The organism is Veillonella criceti, assembly GCF_900460315.1.
GTDB classification, from domain to species: domain Bacteria; phylum Bacillota; class Negativicutes; order Veillonellales; family Veillonellaceae; genus Veillonella_A; species Veillonella_A criceti.
In genome coordinates this window covers 1,854,224-1,872,487 of record NZ_UHIO01000001.1, presented here as the reverse complement: position 1 = coordinate 1,872,487, position 18,264 = coordinate 1,854,224, and the positions used below count along the sequence as shown (strand labels likewise).

The following is an 18,264-nucleotide window of genomic DNA, read 5'->3' as shown; positions in this document are numbered from 1 at the left end:
CCTTTCTTTAATCCATATCAATTGACGCCACTTGTAGCTCACGACCAGTGATAGTTTGAATCGCTAAACTTCCACACTGCGGGCATTTAAACACATAATCGGCTACACTAAATTCATAATCACAGTCTAGACACTTACCCCGCAATGGTATCATTTCAATTTGCAAACTAGCACCAGCAGCCGCCGTATTCCTAGTAACAGCCGTAAAACAGAATTGTAACGCGTCAGGTTCAACACCAGACATAACACCTAACCGCAACTGAATCGCATGAACAACAGTCCCCTGATTAGCCGCTAATGTCTGTAGCGCAATATCCACAATTCCTTCAGCAATCGACATTTCGTGCATGATACGCCTCATAAATATTCTCTAACAACATCGTAGTCGTTACAGAGCCAACACCACCAGGTACCGGTGTTATCGCACCTACCACCGACAATGCGGATTCATAATCTACGTCCCCCACCGTTTTACCATCTAAATCATTAATCCCCACATCAATAACGACGGCGCCTTTTTTCAACATGTCACCGGTAATTACATGCGCTCGCCCTACAGCAGCAATCACAATATCAGCTCGTTTTAAATGAGCTGTTAAATCAGCCGTCTTAGAATGGCAAAGCGTAACAGTGGCGTGTTTTTCTAATAATAATAGGGCCACCGGTTTTCCTACCACTTGACTACGGCCTACCACAACGACTTCTTTGCCTGCTAATGGAATATGGTAATGTTCTAAAATCGCCATACACGCTCGTGGTGTACAAGGCCAAAAACCGCCTTTACCTGCACTTGCTAGCCCAATATTCTTAGAGGTTAAACCATCAATATCCTTTTCTGGCGCTAAGCGCTCTATTAAAGCATCTCTATCAATTTGTGGTGGCATAGGCATGAGTGGTAACACACCATAAACTGTATCTGTTTTATTCCACCGTTCAATAACCTGAACCACTTCGTCAAAACTAGCAGAGGCTGGCAAATGAGCCAAATCAACGGCAAACCCTGCACTCTTAGCTGTTTTTTCCATAAAATGAGCATACATCTGCGCTGCCTTGTCGTCACCAACTAATAAGATACCCAAGGTTAATACAATCCCCTTAGACTCCAACGCAACGAGTCGTTCATTTAACACTGCCTTGTGAGCATCAGCCACCGCCTTACCACGCAATTCCATCATGCCATATCCTCCTTAACGTTTAAAATATACTGTAACAGCATCCCCTATAGAGACTTCAGCCCCACCTGGCTCATCTTGGCTAATCGCATAGCCTGTGCCATCAGGAATAAATTGTAAGCCCGCTTCATGAAGCCAATCACGAACTTCCCCCGTTGTCCAACCTGTAAAATCTGGCAAAATAATAGTGCCATCATCCGATTTAGACACCGCTGGTTTAGACGGTCTATGTGTCGCTTCCTGTCCTTGTAAATCCTTTTCCTTAGTCACCGAAGGCGACAATTGGAAGTAACGTACTAATTGACTCATAATGTCTTTGAATACAGGGGCCGCGATTTGTCCACCATAATAAACTCCATTAGGGTCATCAATTACGACAAGGGCTACAAAACGAGGATCTTCAACCGGCCCTACGCCAACAAAGGAAGCGATGTAACGTCCATCCAAGTACCCCCCGTGTTCAGCATCTAATTTTTGGGCGGTCCCTGTTTTACCAGCAAAATGATACCCATCAACAGCCGCTTTATTACCGCCCCCTTCAGACACTTCTTTTTCAAGCATGCCTAAAATAGTTTTGGCCACATCTTCAGGAATTGGCTGCCCCACCTCTTTAATTTCTTCAGTTTCTACAGGGCTACCATCAGGATTATTAATACTTTTAATAATATGAGGCATCATCATCTTCCCACCATTCGCAATAGCTCCAAAAGCTTGCACCATTTGCAAAGGCGTAACCGCCACACTTTGACCAAACGCCATCGTAGCTAAGTCAAGTTGTGAAATATCTTCCTCAGGAATTAATTGACCCTCTGCTTCACCAGGTAATTCAATGCCCGTCTTCTTGCCAAATCCATAGGCCTTTAAATAGTCCATCATAATGGACTTACCTGTAGTAACACCTAATTGTGCCATCCCAGTATTAATGGAATATTTCAAAATTTCTAATAATTTTACATTGCCATACCCTTCACCATTCCAGTTTTGTATGGTATGACCACTAATATTAATACTCCCCATATCATTGTACACAGTATCTACCGACCATTTACCAGAAGCTAACGCTGCGGAAGCCGTCAATGGTTTAAATGTCGAGCCCGGTTCATACATATCAATAACAGCTCGATTTTTAAAGGAATTTTCACTTCCTTTTTCATAATGATTCGGGTCATAGGTCGGACGATTAGCCATAGCCAAAATTTCACCAGTCTTAGGGTCCATAATAATAATGCTCGCCCCATTTGGCTTCGACTCTGCCATAACTTTATCGAGTGCTCGTTCAGCAATAAACTGAACTGTCGTATCAATTGTTAATGTAATGCTTCGTTCTTTCTCTGGCAAAAATTTAGAAAGCACTGAACCAAAAATCGCATTGCCATGTTGGTCTGTAGCAACAAGTTCTTTGGTAATGCCACCACGGATAATATCATCCTTAGCCATTTCAAGGCCATCAAGTCCCTTGTCATCAGTGCCTACAAAACCTAACACTTGCGCTAATAGATTGCCATTTGGATAAAAACGACGACTTTCTTCTACGAAATTAAGCCCTTCTAATTCATTTTCTTTCATGACCTGCGCTAACGCTTTCGATTTATCAGGATCCATCATGCGATCAAGCCAAATAAAAGCCGTATCTTCTTTAAGCCGTTTTACAATTTCATCTTCTTTTATCCGTGTATAGGGCGCAATAAGTGAGGCAATTTCGTCTGGTGACTTTTTAATCATCTTAGGATCCGCATATAACGAACGTGTTACCATACTCATGGCCAAAGGGTTCCCATTGCGGTCATAAATGGTACCGCGCGGTGATTGTAACTTACGACTTGTTTCCACCTGATCTAAATTTTTAGTATCCAATGTTGTTTTATCAATGACTTGTAGCCAAATCAAACGACAAACCAGTACAGCAATAGCCAAAGACACAAAAGCCATAAGCTTAAATATATTATCACGAAAGGCTATTTTTTCTTCACCTTTAATCATAAATCGTTATAACTCCTTATGTGCTTTTCGTGCCAATTTACGCTCAGCCGCCGCTAACAAGGCTGTCGGCTCATTTGCTACTTGACCACTACGCACTTGAACTAATAATTCTTGTAAAATCGTTCCTGTTTGCTTACCTAATAAATCAGGCAATTCTGGACCATATGCTAAATCACGAGTATGAATCGGCATAGACTTAGTAATCTCAGCTAAACAATCACCAAATGCCAGCGTCCCTGCCGTACTACTATGAGGGCGACCACAGCCAATGACATCAGCGGCACATACTTCTGCCATTTGAAGAACAGCCTCTTTTAATTCATCACTTTTACGAAATGTACCACTTACAGCTTCTTTGCGCATCCATTTCCATGGATCGGCCTCTTCATTATTTACAAAATAGTGAAACCGCATATGACTACTTACTAGCCAAGCCACACGATTAACTAACTGTTTGGGATATTGGAGCCGCGTTAAAATATCCTCTGCCATAACAGCCCCCGCTTTATCATGACCACGATCCGTGATACGGCCATTATTAAAACCGCGTATCCCTTCTTCACCTTTGGCTACATCATGCAATAAGGCAGCCCAACGCAAGGTTAAGTCTGGGCGAGTAGCTTGTACTACCGCTAAGGTATGTAGCCAGCCATCATAAGCATGAAATTCTGGTTGTTGTGGCAAACCTACTAAATGATGTAATTCTGGCAAGATAGGAACTTCTTTATACTCACCATGTTCTAACACACGGCATGAACAATTGGCAAGACCTGACTGAACCAATACATCAAGACCTTTAGCCACCGCCGGTGTTACCAACAAGCCGTCCAACTCTTGACGCACTCGTTCTAGCGACAACCCTTTAACTCGTTCAAAGCTAGGCGTCATCCCCGCTAATAAGGTACGATGCGGTAAAAAGTCAAGTTTACCAATGAAACGACATGCACGAAATAAACGAAGCGCATCTTCCTGAAATCGTTCATTAGCATCACCAATAGTTCGCAATGTCCGTTTCTTCAAATCTTGCAAACCACCAACTAAATCTACCACTTCACCAGTGACACTCATAGCCATCCCATTAACAGTGAAATCTCGTCGTTTCACGTCCTCAACTAGCGAATCCGCATAGGTTACTTCTTCAGGGCGATGACTATCAGCACCATAACGTTCCTGCCGATAAGTAGTCACCTCATAGGAACCTTCTGGTACAGAAACAACCACAACACCAAAAGACTTGCCAATAACACCCGTTGTTGTATATCCACATTGTTCCATAACAGCTATGATTTCATCAGGCCTAGCCTTAGTCACAATATCATAATCATGAGGATCTTGATGAAGTAATAAGTCACGTACAGCACCACCTACGACGTAAGCTTCAAACCCAGCTGTCGCCAAAGCTTGTATAATACGCACTGCCCCAGCCCAAATAGGCCCTGACGGCTTCAGTATTGTCTTCGACTGTGTAAACCATTTCATCATCCTCACCTCTCTCATAATACTTTATTATAGCATAGCCCCTTATTAAATTCATCCTTTTGAATATAGCAATTTAAGAGAAATCAGAGGTAGGTCAATACTAATTTATCATATAAAAAATGCATCTTCACAAGTTTCCTTGCAAAGATGCATTCATATTACATATCGCGCAATTGAGCAGCAATACGACGACCTGTTTCTGTCGTAGCCAGCCCACCTTCACTCGTTTCACGAAGCGTGCTTGGCAAAGCGCGACCAATCCGGTCCATAGCCTCAATGACTTCATCTACTGGAATCTGACTAATTAAACCAGCCATCGCCATTTCAGCTGCGCTAAAGGCATGCACTGCATAAACGCCATTACGTTTTACACAAGGTACTTCTACAAGCCCTGCTACCGGATCACACACAAGACCTAGCACATTTTTCAAACATAAAGCAACTGCATTCATAACCTGCTTGGTAGTGCCTTCTAACATGGCTACAATCGCCCCAGCAGCCATAGCTGCAGCCGAACCAACTTCAGCTTGACAACCGCCAACAGCCCCAGCTACACAGGCCTGATTCGTAATTACATTGCCAATCCCTGCACCGGTAAAGAAACCACGTAAAAAGGCCGCATCATCCATTTCAAACTCTTCACCAACCGCACACATACAGCCTGGCATAACACCACAAGAACCAGCTGTTGGACAAGCGACTACGCGGAACATTTTAGCATTAGCTTCATTTACCGCAATGGCATATGTTAAGGCTTTATACGCCACTGGACTCAATAAACGCGGATTGTGTCCCAATAACACATGTGCCTGACCACCAGACATGCCGCTTAATGTACGTTTACGATCCTCAATCCCATTCACTACAGAATCTTTAAAAATCTGTACTCGACGAAGTGCTTCTCTTTCGATAGCTTCACGAGTTTCACCGGTAGCTTCCATTTCCGCTCGAATCACAATTTCCCAAACTGGCAAATCATGAGTTTCGCTGAGATGCATCAAATCTGCTAAAGTTTCATATAAGTAACTCATTCTGCTACCGCCTTTTCTAATGGTTCAAAATACATAACGGAAGAAATATCTTTATTCTTCTGAATTTCACTCATTACACTCGCCTCAACAGGGGAGTCTGTATTAATCAACATAACTGCTTCACAGTGTTTACGTTTGCGGAATACTTTCATGGTTGAAATATTAACCGCCGCTCGGCCTAATAAGCTAGTTACCGCTGCAATCACACCTGGGCAATCATGATGGAATGTTAAGATTGTATAATCTTCCCCAGAAATTTCTACATCTAACGCATTAACATTTGTCACTAAAATACGACCGCCCCCTAATGAACGACCTACGATTGACATATGATAATCATTTTTTCCATATAAGTCGAATCGTACTTCATTGGGATGACCACCATCTTCAGCCGATTCAATAAATTGATATTGTAAATTCCCCTTAGCCGCTGCTTTAAAAGCATCACGAATGCGTTCATCTTCCGCATCAAACCCCAACAAACCACCAATCAATGCACGGTCAGTGCCATGTCCTTTATAGGTTTTAGCAAAGGATCCAAATAATGTTAAATCTACGCGTTCAATATGTTCCTTAAAAATATAACGCGCCATTTTGCCCAATCGCGCAGCCCCTGCGGTGTGCGAACTGGATGGACCAATCATCACCGGCCCGATAATCTCAAAAACACTGCTCATTATGTCCTCCTACAGGAAACGTTTTCACGCCGTCACAAGGCTTTTTCTTCTATACCATATATCGTAAAGCCACGGCTTACCTTAATTTGTATTATACCACAGATTGTTTTTGCAGAATAGACAACACTATACTTTTTATGCATGACATATTCATTACGTTCTCAATTCGCCCATAAATACTTGCTTCTTGGCGCACAGAAAATATCTCGTATAGGGAAACAAGTTGAATTTTTGAGCATAAAATACAAAAACAACCCCCTCCTAGGAGGGGGTTGCATGGCTTATATATGTTTTTGTAATCCTTTAGCCTACTAATGAATTACAATCCCACAGCACCAATTCAGTTATATTACTTGCTAAAATATAATTAGTTATTACCTAAAATTGCTTTCATATCTTCTTCTGGTGTAGTAATTGGATGTAATTGGAATTTTTCAACTAAAATTCCTAATACATTACTAGATAAGAATTTAGGTAAAGTAGGTCCAATATAGATGTTACGGATACCTAAGGCTAATAATGTTAACAAGATACATACTGCTTTTTGTTCATACCAAGACAATACGAGTGTTAATGGCAAGTCATTTACATCACATTCAAATGCACCAGCCAATGCTACAGCTACTTGAATAGCCGAGTACGCATCATTACATTGACCCATATCAAGCATACGTGGAATGCCACCAATTTCGCCAATTTCAAGGTCATTGAAACGATATTTACCACAAGCTAATGTTAAGACTACTGTATCTTTCGGTGTTTGTTTTACAAATTCAGTATAGTAGTTACGGCCTACTTTAGCACCGTCGCAACCACCAACCAAGAAGAAATGTTTAATCGCCCCTGCTTTAACAGCATCAATTACTTTATCAGCAATGCTAAGTACCGTACCATGGCCAAAACCAGTTGTTACTTCATGACCACCATTAATCCCTGTAAATTCTTGAGGTTCTGTATAACCACCAAGTTCAAGTGCTTTTTCAATAACAGCCGTGAAATCTTTAGTGCCATCTTCCTTCGCCTCTACATGTTTAAGCCCTGGGAAACCTACCATATCAGTAGTGAAAATATTATCTTCATACGTTTTACGAGGTGGCATTAAACAGTTAGTTGTAAATAGGAATGCACCTGGTACACCATCAAATTCATTCTGCTGATTCTGCCAAGCTGTACCGAAATTCCCTTTTAAGTGTGCATATTTTTTAAGTTCAGGATACGCATGACAAGGTAACATTTCACCATGAGTATAAATGTTAACGCCTTTACCTTCGGATTGTTCCAATAACATTTTAAGATCATGTAAGTCATGACCAGTTACTACGATGAAAGGACCTGGTTCGACTGTCAAAGGCACTTTAGTTGGCACTGGTGTACCATAACTTTCCGTATTAGCCGCATCAAGAAGGGCCATACATTTCAAGTTTACATGACCGAATTCCATCAATAAAGCCAACCATTCATCAGCACTGTGATCCTTAGCAAATTCTACAAGACCTTTTACAAACCAAGCATCTACTTCAGCATCATCATAGCCAAGTACAGAGGCATGCCAAGCATAGGCAGCCATACCACGCATCCCAAGGAGCAAAGTAGAACGTAAGGAAATGATATCTTCTTCACCTACCCAAAGAGCTTCCCAATCAAAATCTTGAGCACTACCATCAATAGCCGTACGCGTTGCTTCTACACGATTAATAAACTCTTGTACACGATCTTCATCAAAGTTAACGTTTGTTACACACATGAACAAACCTTGTTTTAATAATTGGTATTCTTTAGCAGATGCACCTTTAGCATCACAAGCACGGGCTAATCCAATCAAAGCAGCTGTCAATTCATCTTGTTTATTAGCAACAGGTGCCGTTTTACCACATACACCTTGTACAGTACAACCACCTGGATTAGCAGACTGTTCACATTGGAAACAAAACATACTCATAGTATCCTCCTTCTTCGGGACTCACCCGATACGCACTTTCTCAACACTAGCAAGAAAGCTAAAACATATACATCACTTGCTGCAAGACCTAGTAAACTATCACTATATGCAAGTTGTTTATTTGTAACTACAAGTAAAGTATATTATACTTGTAAATGAAAAACGGTAGCTATGGCAACATTTACCAAAATTTTATCTAAAGGAGGCGTCTATGAGTATCGGATTATCAAATGACACTATTTCTTCATATTTAACAACGCTAAGTAGTAGCGCCTTATTTCGCCATATAGGAGAAGACGAATTACGACTCTTTTTAAGTTCTCCAGACCTAACCATCAAAACATTCAAAAAGAATAGTTTTATCGCGATTGCCGGCGAACCTATGGAAGGTATGGGATTATTACTGTCAGGTCGTGCCCACTTAACTCGAGAAAACGTACTAGGCCAACGCACTATTATGACCGAATTAACCCCTTCTGCCATGTTTGGCGAAGCTTTACTATTTACCGATATACCAAACTGGCCGGCTACAATCCAAACAACTAAAGATTGCGAAGTCCTATTTTTACCTAAATCAGCCTTCACTAACTCGTTTAATCATTGTGATACTTGTCAAAAACAAATTTTAACTAATTTGCTACATGACATGTCTGAAAAAGCACTCGCCCTTACCCGTAAAGTTCATTATCTCTCTTTAAAGGGCATGCGTGAACGCATCTTCGCGTATTTCGATGATTTATATCGCCGTCAAAAACAAAACCCCATTACGTTACCTCACAATCGACAAGAAATGGCCGATGTCCTCAATGTATCGCGAACTTCATTAAGTCGTGAATTAGGGCGCTTACAAGATGAAAGTATTATTACCTTAGAAGGTAAAAAAGTAACCCTCTTAGATTTACAAGCAATTAGTGAATATAGTTTCTAACGCACTAAAAATAGTACAGCATGGACTTTACAGCTTCTTTTAGCTGATTCTAAATACAAAAACGCCACTCTCCTCTACGGAAGAGTGGCGTTTCCTCTATGTAGCACGCTATACTTTTATCAAAACCAAGGTGATAAATCAAATTCTTCACCAATCGTCACTTTCACATGAGCCCGACCTAAATAAAGACCTAACAATGTGAGACTTGTATGGCTCAATGGCATAGCATCATAAATGTCAGCTACCTTTGGTAATACAGGTGAAATATGTTCTAAGACCCTTTTGCGGTCTGCTTGAGTAAAGTTAAGTGGTTTACTTGTCGCTAACCCTAATAAATGCTGTTGAATTTCAGGATTATCAATCTGAGCCATTTGGAAATAGCGTATCGCCAAGCCTTCATCAACAACAGCCAATTTTAATAAAGGAGAGTTAATACTCTTTACTACATATCGACCATCCAAAGCCTGCCCACGCAAAGCGCGCGATAATTCTTCTTTATCAAAACCAGCATAGGCAAATACTAGTGGATACGAATGAATCATAATATCCCAGAATGTATTGCGTTCTGGTTCAGCCGTCGAACAACGTAAATAATCAAGCTGACGATACATAGATTCTTCTCGTGGCAAATCTGACAAGAATGGCTCAATATATTTATCTACATAATGCTGCAAATGTTCTAAGCTATAGTTATTCGAATTACGCGAGTATTGCAATAACAAGGCTAACGCTAAAATTTGAAAATGACCGAGCTGTAAATGTGGTAAAATACGCAAAGCATCAAACGCTACTAAATATGGCGTGCTCGATTTTGGTTCCTGCACTACATCCATAAAGGCTTCAATAGCGGTTTCTTTCATCCATGCCGTCGGTGTCGTTGCATACGCCTTTTGCATACACAATAACGCTTCTTGCACCACAATATTCTCTAATAGCGCATGTAATTCAGCACTCTCAGTAATTCCTAACCGTTCAAAGGCCGTCGTGGTAATATCTAATACTTGTTCCTTCGTACTCGGACTAACAGCACCAAAGGAATTCATAAAATGACTAGTACCTAATGCGATTAAATCCGTTAAAGCCGGTCCGTGATTACCATCACTCGCCGTATAGCCATTCTTTGTATCTTTCCCCAAGGAATCGCTAATCACAGGCATCACACGCGTTGCATCATCGGCTGCTTCAGCTCCTTCAACACCAGCTGGTACAACACGTTGAATTCGGCGCGTTAATTCTAAATCAGGATCCATTGTAGACGCAGGCTCTGTAGGAATCTTAAGCATCGGCTTTGTCATGTCTAAATCTGATACAATATCATCACCTAAGCGACGTTCTTTAACAGACGCGGCAAACTCACGACCTAAACTCGTTGTTGTGGAATCTTCTAAAGCACTATCAAATTCATTACCTACCTGTTCCTTAGATAAAGGTACAAAGGTCTCCGCTAATTCTTGTTCAGTGGTTTCACTCACCTCATCAGCCGTTTTACTCTCTGCGCCATAGTAGGTAGCCCCATAATCACGTCGTTTACGTGCATAATAATCAGCATTAGCAACTGAGTCTGTAGCTTGCTTAGCAACGTCTTCACGTGGCCCGCCATCGCGAAACACTAAATAACATACAATAAAGAAAACTAAAACTACACCTAATACAACTAAATACGGTATATATGCAGACATCTTATTCCTCCTGCCAATCGATTTTCACTTATCCATAATAGCTATATATTTATTCTCTTATGTTACCACATCTTACGCTATTAGCCAATGAAGTTACATAATAAAATAAAAAAGCGAGCTCGCTATTGCGAACTCGCCAATGTGGTGGACGATGACAGGATCGAACTGCCGACATCCTGCTTGTAAGGCAGGCGCTCTCCCAGCTGAGCTAATCGTCCATATTGGTGACCCGTGGGGGAATCGAACCCCCGATACCGCCGTGAAAGGGCGGTGTCTTAACCGCTTGACCAACGGGCCACTGGCTCCCCGAGTAGGACTCGAACCTACGACCGATCGGTTAACAGCCGATTGCTCTACCGACTGAGCTATCGAGGAATGGTACAAGAGATATTCTATACTAAAATCAAATTAAATGCAAGTACTTTTTTATATAATTTTTACATTTTCCCAAAAGCTTTTAATTCTATAGCAAAAAGTCACATAAAAAGCGGCTAGGCATCATTTCCCTAGCCGCTGTTGCGCACAGTATACTTCTATTTTATATCATTATAGAGCCTCAACTTCATAGGCTTTGGTTAGACAGTACAACTACGCGTTATATGATATGTACTTAACTGTACATAGTAAACAATAATTAGCCATTAAAGCCACGAAGTTTGCTAGCATCTACTAAACGTTTCAATGCTACCATGTAGGCTGCTAAACGAGGATATACTTTGTATTCCTGTTGCATAGCCCATACTTCTTCAAAACTCATTTTCATATTCTTTTCAAGACGAGTATTTACTTCTTCTTCGTCCCAATAGAAACCAGCTTTATTTTGAACCCATTCATAATAAGAGGTAACAACGCCACCGCCATTAGCCAATACATCAGGGATAATGTCAATGCCTTTATCGAAGAAGTATAGGTCAGCTTCATTAGTAGTAGGCCCATTAGCCCCTTCTAAGATAGCTTTTGCTTTAACTTCTTTCATATTGCTACCATTGATTTGGTTTTCAAGAGCTGCTAAGTATAATACATCTACATCAAGTAATAATAACTCTGGATTTGGAATGCGTTTCATACCAGCTTCTTCATACCCTTCTAAAGAACGGCCATGAGAGTTAGCATATTCGTATGCTTTTTCAACGTCAATACCATTTTCATTATAAATGGAACCATGAACATCACCAATGGCTACGATTTTAGCGCCTTCACGATGCATCAATAAAGCACCTACACTACCTACGTTACCAAACCCTTGAACGGCAATCGTTACGTCCGACATCTTTTTGCCATTCTTTTCAAGATAGCTCTTAAGAGTGAACATACAACCACGACCAGTTGCTTCATTACGGCCTAAAGAACCACCAACAGCTAATGGTTTACCTGTTACAACGCCTGGTGACCATACGCCTTTTAATGTAGAGAATTCATCAACAATCCATGCCATAATTTGTGGGTTTGTATTAACATCAGGTGCTGGTACGTCAGTATCTACCCCAATAATAGGTGCGATTTTACGTACAAAGCCACGAGTTAAGCGTTCTAATTCGCGCTGACTTAATTTCTTAGGATCCACTTTAATACCGCCTTTACCACCACCATAAGGTAAGTGAGCGATAGAGTTTTTAATTGTCATCCAAGCTGCCAACGCACGAACTTCATTTTCGTCAGAATCAGGATGGAAACGAATGCCACCTTTAGCTGCACCCATAATAGTGCTATGTTGCGTACGGTAGCCACTAAATACTTCTACATGACCATCATCCATCTGAACTGGAATCGCTACTTGCAATTCACGTTCTGGATGACGAATTACTTCATAATCGTTACGCTCTAAGCCAAGTTTTTGAGCGGCTTCGTCAAGAGTATTAAGCATGTTTTCGTAGGGATTATAATTTGCCATAATCGTTTCTCCTTATTGCGTGTACACAATAAACTCAATAGTTTAATACAAACTAATCTATATCCTGTTAACACTATAACACAGAGCGCTCATATTCACCATTCATTTTTCATATTCATCATTTTTCCCATTACTTATACGCATACATCAAAAACAGCAGGAAACAAAAAGAGTCTAGCTAACATATGTTAGCTAGACTCTCTCAATTTTTACATTCATATGACTATTAAATATAGATATTTCTCTATAAAGTAGCTCTATTTTTCTAATTCTATAGAGTATAAATCAAAATCGATCACTCTCTAAAGATTAATATCCAATTCAACAGGACAATGGTCGCTACCAAAAATATCTGGATGAATCCGCGCTTCTACAATTTTATCATCTAAACGTGACGATGTAATAAAATAATCAATTCTCCATCCTACATTCCTATCACGCGCTTTGCCCATATAGGACCACCAGCTATACGCATCAGTCACATCAGGATATAATTTGCGGAACGTATCAGTAAAGCCAACACCTAATAATTCTGTCATCTTTGCTCGTTCTTCATCTGTAAAGCCTGCATTTTTACGATTTGTTTTTGGATTTTTCAAATCAATTTCTTTATGCGCCACATTTAAATCACCACAAAGAATAACGGGCTTCTTTGCATCTAGTCCTAACAAATACTCGCGGAATGCATCTTCCCAAGTCATTCGATAGGCCAATCTAGCCAATTCCCGTTGACTATTAGGTGTATAACAAGTCACCAAAAAGAAATTTTCAAATTCCGCTGTAATAACACGACCTTCTTGATCATGCTCTTCAATACCAATCCCATTAGTCACTTGAATCGGTTTATGACGAGTAAAAATAGCCGTACCACTATAGCCCTTCTTAACCGCACTGTTCCAATATTGCTCATAACCGGGCAACGCTAATTCAATTTGATGAGGCTGTAATTTTGTTTCTTGTAAACAAAACATATCCGCATCTAGCTTTTCAAAACTCTCCATAAACCCTTTAGTCACAGCGGCTCGTAAACCGTTGACATTCCAAGAAATTAATTTCATGCAAGACTCCTTTCTCATGGAATAGACATCCTTGTCTATTTTAATCCAGCAGGTTAAACAAGTATATACACATATCACATATGACATATGACTTATAACTAACCTACTTAGTATCATTCTTTGACACTGTTTTATCTACTATATTCTCCCTTGTATCTTCCATCAAGACATCCGTTTTAGCCGCTTCTTCCGCAGCTAATTCAGCTTCTTTACGAGCAAAATAGGCCTCTAATTTAGCACGCCTAGACTTACGTGTGATTTCTAAAATAAAGGATACTATCAATAAAACAACAGCAATCATGTTCGTCGTAGTCACACCGTACGAATAAATATGATAGAAAATATATAAAAACGCAATCACTAACAACGCACGCTGTAAACTTGCCATAAATAGCTCCTCTCAGCATCGCCCCTTACGTGTTAACGCCCCTCTTTAACATAAGGAGTAATGACTAACTCATCTTTGATTAATTCAGCCATATACACATCGGATATAGAATAGCCTTGTGTCGCCACAGTTTCATCCAACCATGCACGATCCTTTTCTACTAAGGATAACACGTTTTCATCCACTTGCCCATCAGCAATCAAGGGATAATGTACCGTATCTTCCCCATATTTAACCACTGTCAATTGTCCGTTTTGTTCAAGCACTGCTCGACGGACTTCATGTATCTGCCGAACACCAGCACTTCGCAGCTTCAGATGTAACTCGCCTGCACTAACACCCTGACGCATACAATCTTCAACTTGCACTTCGCCACGTTCAACAACAATGACAGGACTACCATCAATAATTCGTTTCACATAGTGATTATAGGCCGCTAAATACCGCAAAGCCATAACCACAATAGTCCAGCCTATCAAAACTAATAAAAATTGTAACACCCCTATAGCGTCATTATAAATAACCCCACCGATGATTCCACCAAGCACGTAATTCTGCACTTGATCAATCGCTGAATTGGGTGCTAAATTGCCTTTCCCCATCAGATTAATCTGAAAAACTAAACATAAAATGCCCAAAATTAATTTAATCATAATGAGCGTATATCCTGTTATCATAATCGTCTTACTCCTTCGCTATGTCCACTACTTTTATTTGAGAATCAATCATATGGACTTGCGTCAACGAATAGGCTTCAAAATTGTTAGTAAAATGGGCTCGGTAAAAACGATTACCTACACTAATAATTACATCTTCATTCAAATGTAAAGCACTAACCCGTATATCTTCTTTAGGAACACCTAAACGCTGTGAAACCGTGACTACAAAATTAGCCATACGACTGCTTTCTTCTGAGTTACGTAGTGACGAGTCATATTCGCTCCACCGAATACCTAAGACAAACACTATGATTAAGGATAACAAAATGGTTAAATCACGATACCGACTATTCAGCCGATGTCGTATAAATTGAATACTTACTAACAACAGTGCTATTAATAACAAAAAAGACACACCATATTGCATAAGGGCATTAAACTGCCCTTGTTGCACAATATAGGCATAGCTATAAAAATTCAAACTTCCTTCACCTCTACTACATTAGCGAATCATCGTACACCGCCCGGCTACCACCAATGTATTTTGGTCTGATTCGAGCTGCCGTCACATGGGCTTCACCAATCTGTTTTACCTGTAAACGAACTGGCACAACTACAGGCCGTAAATGCATGCCAATAAACGTATCACCAATATCAAGGCCGGCTTCAGCTTGAATCGTCTCAACTACAACAGGCTCCTTAAATTGTGCAAAAGCCGCCATCGATGCAGCCCCCCCTGCATGTAATTGTGGTACAGCATTGCAAATAGGCCACCCATGGGCCTTGGCTACGGTAGCCTCTACGACTAATGCTCGATTTAAATGTTCACAACATTGCACCGCTAGGGCAATTTGTTTGGGTGCTAATACGGCTAATAAAGCCTCTACAATGGTCTGTCCTACTTCAGTAGTTGAGTCAGTCCCTATGCGTGCGCCCCGCACCTCACTAGTTGAGCAACCTACAACCAATACATGACCAGCGCTTAAACGCCCCACAGCCACCAATTCTGTCACCGCTGCTGTAACAGCCTCTTTAATGGCGACTAACGCCTCATTTGGTAATCCCATTATACCCCTTCTTCCTCATTATGCTTTAACCACTACCGCTTCACGCAATACATACGCATACGCTCTTCGGTAACCCGTTTCATCTCTTTCAATATACACCCCTTGTAGCTCTGGTGCAAATCCAGGCAATGCATTAATGCCTTCTTCCAAGGCAACAAAATAATCACGCGCCGTCTCTGACCACACTTCACCGGGCTGTACACAAATAACCCCTGGCGGATAGGGCAAAGCTCCTTCTAGCGCTATACGTCCAACACAATCAGCAATAGGAACTAACTCGCCATAGCCACGAACAAAATCAATATTAGCCTCCTGTGGTGTTTTCACATAAGTCGGAAAATAGTCTTTTTGAAATAATCGCTGTTGCAACTGACTCACTTGACGGGCTTTATAAAAATCATGCATTTCTTGACAAAGTTGGCGAATCGTATATCCACGGTATTTATCAATATGCATAGCATACAATGTCGGCAATACCTCCTGCATAGGCGCATCCGCTTCAATCAGTTGCTCAAAACGCAATAATTTGGCAATCAACGCATCCATTTTTGTATATGATTCAGCTGGTGTCAATAAGAAAAGGATTGTATTTAAATCACACTTTTCAGGAATAACCTGATGCTCGCGCAGATAATTAGCCAAAATTGTAGCAGGAATCCCGAAGGATTCATAGGCCCCAGTTTCCATATTAATCCCTGGCGTAATTAATTGAAATTTGCAAGGATCAATAAAATATTGCCCGTCCCCATACCCAGCAAAGGAGTGCCATTTAGCATCTGGTTCAAAGGAAAAATAAGCAATATCTTGTGCCATATCAACAGTCTTACCTTCTTCCCAAGGTTTGCCATGTACCATTGGTGGTACTAAAGGACGCAAATATTGACAGTTCCGTAATACTGTCTTACGTGCTTCAATACCTACAGCCACACAATCATGCCATAAAGCAAGACCACCTTCCCCAGCATGAATCTTAGCATTTACATCAAGCGCTGCAAACAGCGGATAAAAGGGTGACGTTGACGCATGCATCATAAAAGCATTATTAAACCGTTTCTGATTCACATAGCGTGCTTGCCCCCGAATATGACCATCTTTTTTATGAATTTGTGAGGTCTGTGAAAAGCCAGCTAATTGTTTATGCACAGATTGTGTCACAATAATCCCTGGATCATCAGGCCCTAACTCGAGCAATAAAGGGGAACAATCTTTCATCATAGGAATAAATTGTTCATAGCCGACCCAAGCAGAATCAAATAAAATATAATCACACAAATGGCCAATCTTATCTACTACTTGGCGCGCATTGTAAATCGTGCCATCATAGGTTCCCAATTGAATAACGGCTAGACGAATAGGACGCTCTGCCTTAGCTTTTGCTGGATCTCGTTCTGCAATACGCTCCCAAAGCACCGTTTCATCAAAACAAGCCTCTGGAATACCACCAATGGACCCAAACGGATTACGTGCTGTTTCTAAATAAACAGGAATAGCACCAGCCTGCACTAAAGCGCCATGAGAAATCGATTTATGATTATTCCGATCATATAACACAATATCCCCCGGCGCTAATAAAGCATTAAGCACAACTTTATTAGAAGTCGAGGTGCCATTTAATACAAAATACGTTTTATCCGCATTGAATACTTGAGCTGCATGTTCCTGTGCATCTAAAGCATAACCTTCATGAATCAACAAGTCTCCTAATTGCACATCAGCATTACATAAATCACTACGGAAAATATTTTCACCATAAAAATCATAAAACGCACGACCAGCCGGATGTTTTCTAAAAAACTGGCCACCTTGATGACCAGGACAATTAAACTGCGAATTACCCGTCTCTACATATCGGCGCAAAGTGCTAAAAAATGGTGGTAAAGACCGTTGTTCATAATTTTGCACGGCCGTCTCTACACGCCGTGCATAAAATTCGCGCTCTGAAGGTTCACTATCCAAAATACCATACGCATCACGCAACACAGTATCTTCAGCCTTAGCCACTTGCTCTGGAGTCAACCCTTCCATACCAGTTCCTGTACGAACCACAAATACGGGAATATCAAATGCTTTGACTGGTGTCGTAGCTAACGTATCAATTTCACAATCACCAATGAGCACCGCCCCTACATCTGTAAAATCTGTAGCTGTCGGTCGAATCACAGGACGTTTAGTAATCATGCCAATAACAGCTTCTGCCTGTTCAGAAATGGCCACTTTAAGAATGGACATATAAGACCTCCTTTATGAGTATTGCTATTTACTAGAAACAAACTCGCTATATATTTAAAGACATAGCAATCTACAAAATCCTCTAAA

16 protein-coding genes and 3 tRNA genes are annotated in these 18,264 nt (G+C 40.8%); 1 reads left to right on the top strand and 18 read right to left on the bottom strand.

What is annotated here, in order from left to right; all coding sequences use genetic code 11:
• Window positions 1-7: 7 nt before the first annotated feature.
• From hypA to hcp, 7 genes are all read right to left on the bottom strand, one after another.
• Complete coding sequence (gene hypA, locus DYE54_RS08305) at window positions 8-349, bottom strand: hydrogenase maturation nickel metallochaperone HypA (protein WP_115310789.1); 342 nt, start codon at window positions 347-349, stop codon at window positions 8-10.
• Window positions 327-1,175, bottom strand: a complete 849-nt coding sequence (locus DYE54_RS08300) for a bifunctional 5,10-methylenetetrahydrofolate dehydrogenase/5,10-methenyltetrahydrofolate cyclohydrolase (protein ID WP_115310788.1) — start codon at window positions 1,173-1,175, stop codon at window positions 327-329. The genes hypA and DYE54_RS08300 overlap by 23 nt, the downstream gene beginning before the upstream one ends.
• A gap of 12 nt (window positions 1,176-1,187) precedes the next feature.
• A complete protein-coding gene (locus DYE54_RS08295) occupies window positions 1,188-3,152 on the bottom strand; it encodes a penicillin-binding transpeptidase domain-containing protein (RefSeq protein ID WP_115310787.1) in 1,965 nt (654 codons plus the stop codon).
• A 6-nt stretch (window positions 3,153-3,158) separates the two neighbouring features.
• Window positions 3,159-4,631 (bottom strand): CCA tRNA nucleotidyltransferase, encoded by a 1,473-nt coding sequence (locus tag DYE54_RS08290; RefSeq protein WP_115311126.1) that lies wholly within the window; start codon window positions 4,629-4,631, stop codon window positions 3,159-3,161.
• Between the two features lie 158 nt (window positions 4,632-4,789).
• Window positions 4,790-5,662 carry an L-serine ammonia-lyase, iron-sulfur-dependent, subunit alpha gene (gene sdaAA / locus DYE54_RS08285; protein ID WP_115310786.1) on the bottom strand — a complete coding sequence of 291 codons (873 nt, stop codon included), beginning with the start codon at window positions 5,660-5,662 and terminating at the stop codon, window positions 4,790-4,792.
• Window positions 5,659-6,339: an L-serine ammonia-lyase, iron-sulfur-dependent subunit beta gene (gene sdaAB, locus DYE54_RS08280; protein ID WP_115310785.1), complete on the bottom strand. Its 681-nt coding sequence runs from the start codon at window positions 6,337-6,339 to the stop codon at window positions 5,659-5,661. Before sdaAB ends, sdaAA begins: the two co-directional genes overlap by 4 nt.
• Window positions 6,340-6,706: 367 nt before the next feature.
• Window positions 6,707-8,278, bottom strand: coding sequence for a hydroxylamine reductase (gene hcp, locus DYE54_RS08275; protein ID WP_115310784.1), 1,572 nt, complete (start codon window positions 8,276-8,278; stop codon window positions 6,707-6,709).
• A gap of 211 nt (window positions 8,279-8,489) precedes the next feature.
• Here hcp and DYE54_RS08270 point away from each other — a divergent pair, with 211 nt between their 5' ends.
• Window positions 8,490-9,206, top strand: coding sequence for a Crp/Fnr family transcriptional regulator (locus tag DYE54_RS08270; protein WP_115310783.1), 717 nt, complete (start codon window positions 8,490-8,492; stop codon window positions 9,204-9,206).
• Between the two features lie 119 nt (window positions 9,207-9,325).
• Here the strand turns inward: DYE54_RS08270 and DYE54_RS08265 are convergent, their stop codons facing one another.
• From DYE54_RS08265 to speC, 11 genes are all read right to left on the bottom strand, one after another.
• Entirely contained in the window at window positions 9,326-10,885 is a 1,560-nt protein-coding gene (locus DYE54_RS08265) for an LPO_1073/Vpar_1526 family protein (RefSeq protein ID WP_115310782.1), read from the bottom strand.
• Between the two features lie 142 nt (window positions 10,886-11,027).
• A tRNA-Val gene (locus tag DYE54_RS08260) sits at window positions 11,028-11,103 on the bottom strand.
• Window positions 11,104-11,107: 4 nt separating this feature from the next.
• Window positions 11,108-11,182 (bottom strand) — tRNA-Glu (locus tag DYE54_RS08255).
• 2 nt (window positions 11,183-11,184) lie between these two features.
• Window positions 11,185-11,260 (bottom strand) — tRNA-Asn (locus DYE54_RS08250).
• Between the two features lie 259 nt (window positions 11,261-11,519).
• Window positions 11,520-12,776, bottom strand: a complete 1,257-nt coding sequence (locus DYE54_RS08245; RefSeq protein WP_115310781.1) for a Glu/Leu/Phe/Val family dehydrogenase — start codon at window positions 12,774-12,776, stop codon at window positions 11,520-11,522.
• 302 nt (window positions 12,777-13,078) lie between these two features.
• On the bottom strand, window positions 13,079-13,834 hold the full coding sequence (locus tag DYE54_RS08240) for an exodeoxyribonuclease III (protein ID WP_115310780.1): 756 nt from the start codon (window positions 13,832-13,834) through the stop codon (window positions 13,079-13,081).
• Window positions 13,835-13,937: 103 nt separating this feature from the next.
• Window positions 13,938-14,222: a hypothetical protein gene (locus tag DYE54_RS08235; RefSeq protein WP_115310779.1), complete on the bottom strand. Its 285-nt coding sequence runs from the start codon at window positions 14,220-14,222 to the stop codon at window positions 13,938-13,940.
• Window positions 14,223-14,254: 32 nt separating this feature from the next.
• The gene (locus DYE54_RS08230) at window positions 14,255-14,899 is read right to left on the bottom strand and encodes a DUF421 domain-containing protein (protein WP_115310778.1); all 645 of its coding nucleotides are present in this window, start codon (window positions 14,897-14,899) and stop codon (window positions 14,255-14,257) included.
• Window positions 14,900-14,906: 7 nt separating this feature from the next.
• Window positions 14,907-15,362 (bottom strand): DUF3290 domain-containing protein, encoded by a 456-nt coding sequence (locus DYE54_RS08225; protein ID WP_115310777.1) that lies wholly within the window; start codon window positions 15,360-15,362, stop codon window positions 14,907-14,909.
• A 16-nt stretch (window positions 15,363-15,378) separates the two neighbouring features.
• Entirely contained in the window at window positions 15,379-15,948 is a 570-nt protein-coding gene (locus DYE54_RS08220) for a TIGR01440 family protein (protein WP_115310776.1), read from the bottom strand.
• A gap of 18 nt (window positions 15,949-15,966) precedes the next feature.
• A complete protein-coding gene (gene speC, locus DYE54_RS08215) occupies window positions 15,967-18,177 on the bottom strand; it encodes an ornithine decarboxylase (protein ID WP_115310775.1) in 2,211 nt (736 codons plus the stop codon).
• Window positions 18,178-18,264 lie beyond the last annotated feature (87 nt).